A 1,135-nucleotide genomic window follows, 5' to 3' on the forward strand; every position below is an offset into this window, starting at 1 on the left:
GAGATCCTCACCGACCACCCGAAGGGCCGGGACTACGCTCACCTGGTAGAGGGGTTCCCCCGGTTCCCGCTGATCGTCGATGCCGACGACCAGGTGCTCTCCTTCCCGCCCATCATCAACGGCGAACTGACCAGGGTCACGACGGCGACAAAGAACATCCTGCTTGACTGCACCGGCACCGACAAAAAAGCGGTGATGACCGCGGTCAACATCATCTGCACCGCGCTTGCCGAGGCCGGGGCGACGATTGAGACGGTCACCGTCGATGGAGAGGAGATGCCCACGCTTGCGCCGGCAGAGCGGGTCGTCTCGGTTGAGGAGTGCGCCTCTCTCCTCGGGGTCTCCCTCTCCCCCGCAGATATGGCGCGGCTCCTCGCACGGATGCGGTTTGGCGCCGAGCCGGACAGGGATTCCCGGGTCAGGGTCCTCGTCCCCTGCTACCGGGCCGATATCCTCCACGACTGGGACATCTTTGAGGATGTGGCGATCGCTTACGGCGTCGAGAACTTCGATGCCGTCCTCCCGGCCACTTCAACCATAGCAGAGGAGCACCCGACCACCGCGATCGCGGGGGCGGCGAGATCGGTGATGGTCGGCCTTGGCTACCTCGAGATGATGCCGTTCACCCTCACAAACGACCGGGTGCTCTACGAGAACATGCAGCGCAAACCCCTGCCCGGGACCCTGCGGGTGCTCCACCCGATCAGCGAGGAGCAGACCGTGGTCCGGACCGACCTCCTCGCGCTGCTCATGGAGATGCTCCAGGCGAACAAGCACCGCGAACTCCCGCAACGCCTCTTCGCGGTGGGGGACGTGGTCGAGGACTGCGTCACCTACAAAAAGGTCGCCGCGGTCAGCATCCACCCGGTCGCAGACTTCTCGGAGGCGTATGCGGCGGCTGACGTCTTCTGCCGGGAACTCTCGCTCCCCTATGCGGTCGCTGAGTCGGCAGACCCTGCATTCATCGACGGCCGCCGCGGTGATATCATCGTCGGCGAAAGAATAGTCGGGGTGTTTGGAGAGATCCACCCCGCGGTCCTGAACGCGTTCGACCTCGAACACCCGGTGGCGGCGTTCGCGCTCGACCTTAGAGCCGTACCGGGATACCCCGTCCCGCCAGGTACTCCTTCACCTG

At 64.8% G+C, this 1,135-nt stretch carries 1 protein-coding gene; it reads left to right on the plus strand.

All coding sequences use genetic code 11. The features are described 5' to 3' along the window. The coding region (pheT, locus tag BP858_RS11895; RefSeq protein ID WP_286879558.1) for a phenylalanine--tRNA ligase subunit beta at positions 1–1,135 on the plus strand (1,135 nt) is incomplete at both ends.

The sequence above is a fragment of the Methanoculleus sp. UBA413 genome (assembly GCF_002502935.1).
Lineage (GTDB): Archaea > Halobacteriota > Methanomicrobia > Methanomicrobiales > Methanoculleaceae > Methanoculleus > Methanoculleus bourgensis.